Source organism: Cryobacterium shii (assembly GCF_004402595.1).
In the GTDB taxonomy this organism is placed as follows: Bacteria; Actinomycetota; Actinomycetes; order Actinomycetales; family Microbacteriaceae; genus Cryobacterium; species Cryobacterium shii.
Genome location: NZ_SOFY01000086.1, coordinates 1 through 5,560, shown reverse-complemented (window position 1 = coordinate 5,560; position 5,560 = coordinate 1). Strand labels below are relative to the sequence as shown.

The window sequence follows — 5,560 nt, the reverse complement described above, 5'->3', positions numbered from 1 at the left end:
TCGATGAATCGATTCTATATTTTTCAGTTATAGAGCCCTCACCCGTTTATGAGCCGGTGAGGGCGTTGTTCTCGACCGTACATCGAGAACCACATAGTGGACGCAGAGCAGCTTATTCAAACTGTAGTGTTATCAAATTATTGGCTTATTAGTACCGGTCAGCTCCAAGGGTCTTTAGTCCCCTCTTCCACATCCGGCCTATCAACGCAGTAGTCTAGCTGCGAGCCTCTCCCCCGAAGGGATGGAAATCTCATCTCGAAGCCGGCTTCCCGCTTAGATGCTTTCAGCGGTTATCCGTTCCGAACGTAGCTAATCAGCGGTGCTCCTGGCGGAACAACTGACACACCAGAGGTTCGTCCATCCCGGTCCTCTCGTACTAGGGATAGATCTTCTCAAATTTCCTGCGCGCGCAGCGGATAGGGACCGAACTGTCTCACGACGTTCTAAACCCAGCTCGCGTACCGCTTTAATGGGCGAACAGCCCAACCCTTGGGACCTACTCCAGCCCCAGGATGCGACGAGCCGACATCGAGGTGCCAAACCATGCCGTCGATATGGACTCTTGGGCAAGATCAGCCTGTTATCCCCGAGGTACCTTTTATCCGTTGAGCGACAGCGCTTCCACAAGCCACTGCCGGATCACTAGTCCCGACTTTCGTCCCTGCTCGACTTGTCAGTCTTACAGTCAAGCTCCCTTGTGCACTTACACTCGACACCTGATTGCCAACCAGGTTGAGGGAACCTTTGGGCGCCTCCGTTACTTTTTAGGAGGCAACCGCCCCAGTTAAACTACCCACCAGGCACTGTCCCTGAACCGGATCACGGTTCGAAGTTAGATATCCAATATGACCAGAGTGGTATTTCAACGTTGACTCCACCTGAACTAGCGTCCAAGCTTCAAAGTCTCCCACCTATCCTACACAAGCCACACCGAACACCAATACCAAGCTGTAGTAAAGGTCACGGGGTCTTTCCGTCCTGCTGCGCGTAACGAGCATCTTTACTCGTAATGCAATTTCGCCGAGTTCGCGGTTGAGACAGCTGGGAAGTCGTTACGCCATTCGTGCAGGTCGGAACTTACCCGACAAGGAATTTCGCTACCTTAGGATGGTTATAGTTACCACCGCCGTTTACTGGGGCTTAAATTCTCAGCTTCGCCTTGCGGCTAACCGTTCCTCTTAACCTTCCAGCACCGGGCAGGCGTCAGTCCGTATACATCGTCTTGCGACTTGGCACGGACCTGTGTTTTTAGTAAACAGTCGCTTCCCACTGGTCTCTGCGGCCTTCGAACGCTCCAGGAGTAAATCCCTTCACGCCTCAGGCCCCCCTTCTCCCGAAGTTACGGGGGCATTTTGCCGAGTTCCTTAACCACGATTCTCTCGATCTCCTTAGTATTCTCTACCTGATCACCTGAGTCGGTTTGGGGTACGGGTGACTAAAACCTCGCGTCGATGCTTTTCTTGGCAGCATAGGATCACTGATTTCGTCCGTGAGGACTACCCATCGGGTCTCAGCCTTATATGAGAGACGGATTTGCCTATCTCTCGGCCTACATCCTTAGACCGGGACAACCATCGCCCGGCTCAGCTACCTTCCTGCGTCACACCTGTTAATACGCTAACCGCACCAGCATAGGGTCGTACGCTAGGCCCACCCCCGCCGCCCGAAGGCATTGGTCAGTGGGATTCAGATACTTAGCATTACTGGATTAGCTTGGGCGGTTTTTCGCCAGTACGGGAATATAAACCCGTTGTCCATCGACTACGCCTGTCGGCCTCGCCTTAGGTCCCGACTTACCCAGGGCGGATTAGCCTGGCCCTGGAAACCTTGATCTTTCGGAGGACGGGTTTCTCACCCGTCTTTCGCTACTCATGCCTGCATTCTCACTCGTGTAGCCTCCACGGCTGGTTTACACCGCCGCTTCGCTGGCCACACGACGCTCTCCTACCCATCAACACGGCTGAACCAACACAACAAGTGTGCGGCTTACCAAAAATATCAATGCCACAACTTCGGTGGCGTGCTTGAGCCCCGTTACATTGTCGGCGCGGAATCACTTGACCAGTGAGCTATTACGCACTCTTTCAAGGGTGGCTGCTTCTAAGCCAACCTCCTGGTTGTCTGTGCAACTCCACATCCTTTCCCACTTAGCACGCGCTTTGGGACCTTAGTTGGTGGTCTGGGTTGTTTCCCTCTCGACGATGAAGCTTATCCCCCACCGTCTCACTGCTGCGCTCTCACTTACCGGCATTCGGAGTTTGGCTGACGTCAGTAAGCTTTTAGGCCCCATCGGCCATCCAGTAGCTCTACCTCCGGCAAGAAACACGCAACGCTGCACCTAAATGCATTTCGGAGAGAACCAGCTATCACGAAGTTTGATTGGCCTTTCACCCCTATCCACAGCTCATCCCCTCCATTTTCAACTGAAGTGGGTTCGGTCCTCCACGACGTCTTACCGTCGCTTCAACCTGGCCATGGATAGATCACTTCGCTTCGGGTCTAGGACATGCGACTGAATCGCCCTATTCAGACTCGCTTTCGCTACGCATTCCCCTCTCGGGTTAAGCTCGCCACATATCACTAACTCGCAGGCTCATTCTTCAAAAGGCACGCTGTCACCAGAATCAGACTGGCTCCAACGGTTTGTAAGCAAACGGTTTCAGGTACTATTTCACTCCCCTCCCGGGGTACTTTTCACCTTTCCCTCACGGTACTTGTTCACTATCGGTCATGTAGGAGTATTTAGGCTTATCAGGTGGTCCTGACGGATTCACACGGGATTTCTCGGGCCCCGTGCTACTTGGGATACTCTTCGGGCGATTGCTGCATTTCGACTACGGGGTTCGCACCCTCTATGACCAGGCTTTCAATCCTGTTCGTCTATACAACGTTCTAACCCTCACTGTTCGGCAGAAGCAGCAGAAAAGTCCCGCAACCCCGACCATGCAACGCCTGCCGGCTATCACACATGATCGGTTTAGCCTCATCCGGTTTCGCTCGCCACTACTAACGGAATCACTATTGTTTTCTCTTCCTGTGGGTACTGAGATGTTTCACTTCCCCACGTTCCCTCTACCCGCCCTATATATTCAGGCGGGAGTCACCAGGTCACCTTACGGGCCTGGCGGGGTTTCCCCATTCGGAAATCCTCGGATCACAGTTCGTTTATCAACTCCCCGAGGCTTATCGCAGATTACTACGTCCTTCTTCGGCTCTACATGCCAAGGCATTCACCGTTTGCTCTTAGAAATTTGAAATCACATGAGTTTGAATCGATTGGTGTCACGAATAAATTCGCGACAGAAATTGACCAATGATCTAACACTCTTACGAGTGCTTTGATCTTTGTAATCTGTCGGACCGAGGTCCGTCAAATTTAAGATGCTCGCGTCCACTGTGTAGTTCTCAAAGTACGGGCGGTACCCTCACCTGCCCACGAATGATGTGAACAGGAAAAGGTCCAGAGGAAAAGTCCAACCAGGCCGTAACCCGATCGTTCCGGTCCCTCAGGACCCAACAGCGTGCATATACAGTCAACCCCAACCCAAACCCTTCCAACTCCCGTGCTGTAAACAACACCGGAGCGTACCAAGTTCAAACTGTTCGCTTCTGCATCAATGTCAATGTTCCACCCATGAGCGCCACCGGGAAACGTGTGCTCCCGAAATGGCTTGGCAGTGGTGTTCCGCTGTATACAGACGGCACTGCTGTGCTCCTTAGAAAGGAGGTGATCCAGCCGCACCTTCCGGTACGGCTACCTTGTTACGACTTAGTCCTAATCACCGATCCCACCTTCGACAGCTCCTCCCCTTGCGGGTTAGGCCACTGGCTTCGGGTGTTACCGACTTTCATGACTTGACGGGCGGTGTGTACAAGGCCCGGGAACGTATTCACCGCAGCGTTGCTGATCTGCGATTACTAGCGACTCCGACTTCATGGGGTCGAGTTGCAGACCCCAATCCGAACTGAGACCGGCTTTTTGGGATTCGCTCCACCTTGCGGTATTGCAGCCCTTTGTACCGGCCATTGTAGCATGCGTGAAGCCCAAGACATAAGGGGCATGATGATTTGACGTCATCCCCACCTTCCTCCGAGTTGACCCCGGCAGTATCCCATGAGTTCCCACCATTACGTGCTGGCAACATAGGACGAGGGTTGCGCTCGTTGCGGGACTTAACCCAACATCTCACGACACGAGCTGACGACAACCATGCACCACCTGTATAGAGACCTTGCGGGGCGACTGTTTCCAGACGTTTCCTCTATATGTCAAGCCTTGGTAAGGTTCTTCGCGTTGCATCGAATTAATCCGCATGCTCCGCCGCTTGTGCGGGCCCCCGTCAATTCCTTTGAGTTTTAGCCTTGCGGCCGTACTCCCCAGGCGGGGAACTTAATGCGTTAGCTGCGACACGGAGACCGTGGAATGGTCCCCACATCTAGTTCCCAACGTTTACGGCATGGACTACCAGGGTATCTAATCCTGTTCGCTCCCCATGCTTTCGCTCCTCAGCGTCAGTTACGGCCCAGAGATCTGCCTTCGCCATTGGTGTTCCTCCTGATATCTGCGCATTCCACCGCTACACCAGGAATTCCAATCTCCCCTACCGCACTCTAGTCTGCCCGTACCCACTGCAGGCCCGAGGTTGAGCCTCGGGTTTTCACAGCAGACGCGACAAACCGCCTACGAGCTCTTTACGCCCAATAATTCCGGACAACGCTTGCACCCTACGTATTACCGCGGCTGCTGGCACGTAGTTAGCCGGTGCTTTTTCTGCAGGTACCGTCACTTTAACGCTTCTTCCCTACTAAAAGAGGTTTACAACCCGAAGGCCGTCGTCCCTCACGCGGCGTTGCTGCATCAGGCTTTCGCCCATTGTGCAATATTCCCCACTGCTGCCTCCCGTAGGAGTCTGGGCCGTGTCTCAGTCCCAGTGTGGCCGGTCACCCTCTCAGGCCGGCTACCCGTCGTCGCCTTGGTGAGCCATTACCTCACCAACTAGCTGATAGGCCGCGAGCTCATCCTTGACCAAAATTCTTTCCACCCCCAGAGATGCCTCCAAGGGTCGTATCCGGTATTAGACGTCGTTTCCAACGCTTATCCCAGAGTCAAGGGCAGATTGCTCACGTGTTACTCACCCGTTCGCCACTGATCAGAGAAGCAAGCTCCTCATCACCGTTCGACTTGCATGTGTTAAGCACGCCGCCAGCGTTCGTCCTGAGCCAGGATCAAACTCTCCGTAAATGTTTGACTGCACGAAACCCGAAGGCAACGGCACATCTAGTGTGACTGACCACCGGAATAGGCGGACCAGACACAAGTTTGAAACTGACAGAACAAATCATTACTGACTTGCTTTGTTGTTTAAATGTTTTCCAAAGGAATCTCCCGATCCTTCACCGCTAGAAACGGATCCAAATCACGAGGTTTTTGGCATTTGACATTGTGCACGCTGTTGAGTTCTCAAGGATCGGACGCACCCGACTTCAGGCCCAATAATGGGCTGTCGCTTCGGGGCAACTCGTATAACTTACCCACCCGGCAAGAACGTGTCAAATCGAG

At 53.4% G+C, this 5,560-nt stretch carries 2 rRNA genes; both read right to left on the bottom strand.

The annotated features are described in order from the left end of the window. Positions 1-128 precede the first annotated feature (128 nt). Positions 129-3,257 (bottom strand): 23S ribosomal RNA (locus E3O49_RS16025). A gap of 463 nt (positions 3,258-3,720) precedes the next feature. After that, a 16S ribosomal RNA gene (locus E3O49_RS16020) occupies positions 3,721-5,242 on the bottom strand. The 16S and 23S rRNA genes sit together here, the layout of an rRNA operon. Between the last annotated feature and the right edge of the window lie 318 nt (positions 5,243-5,560).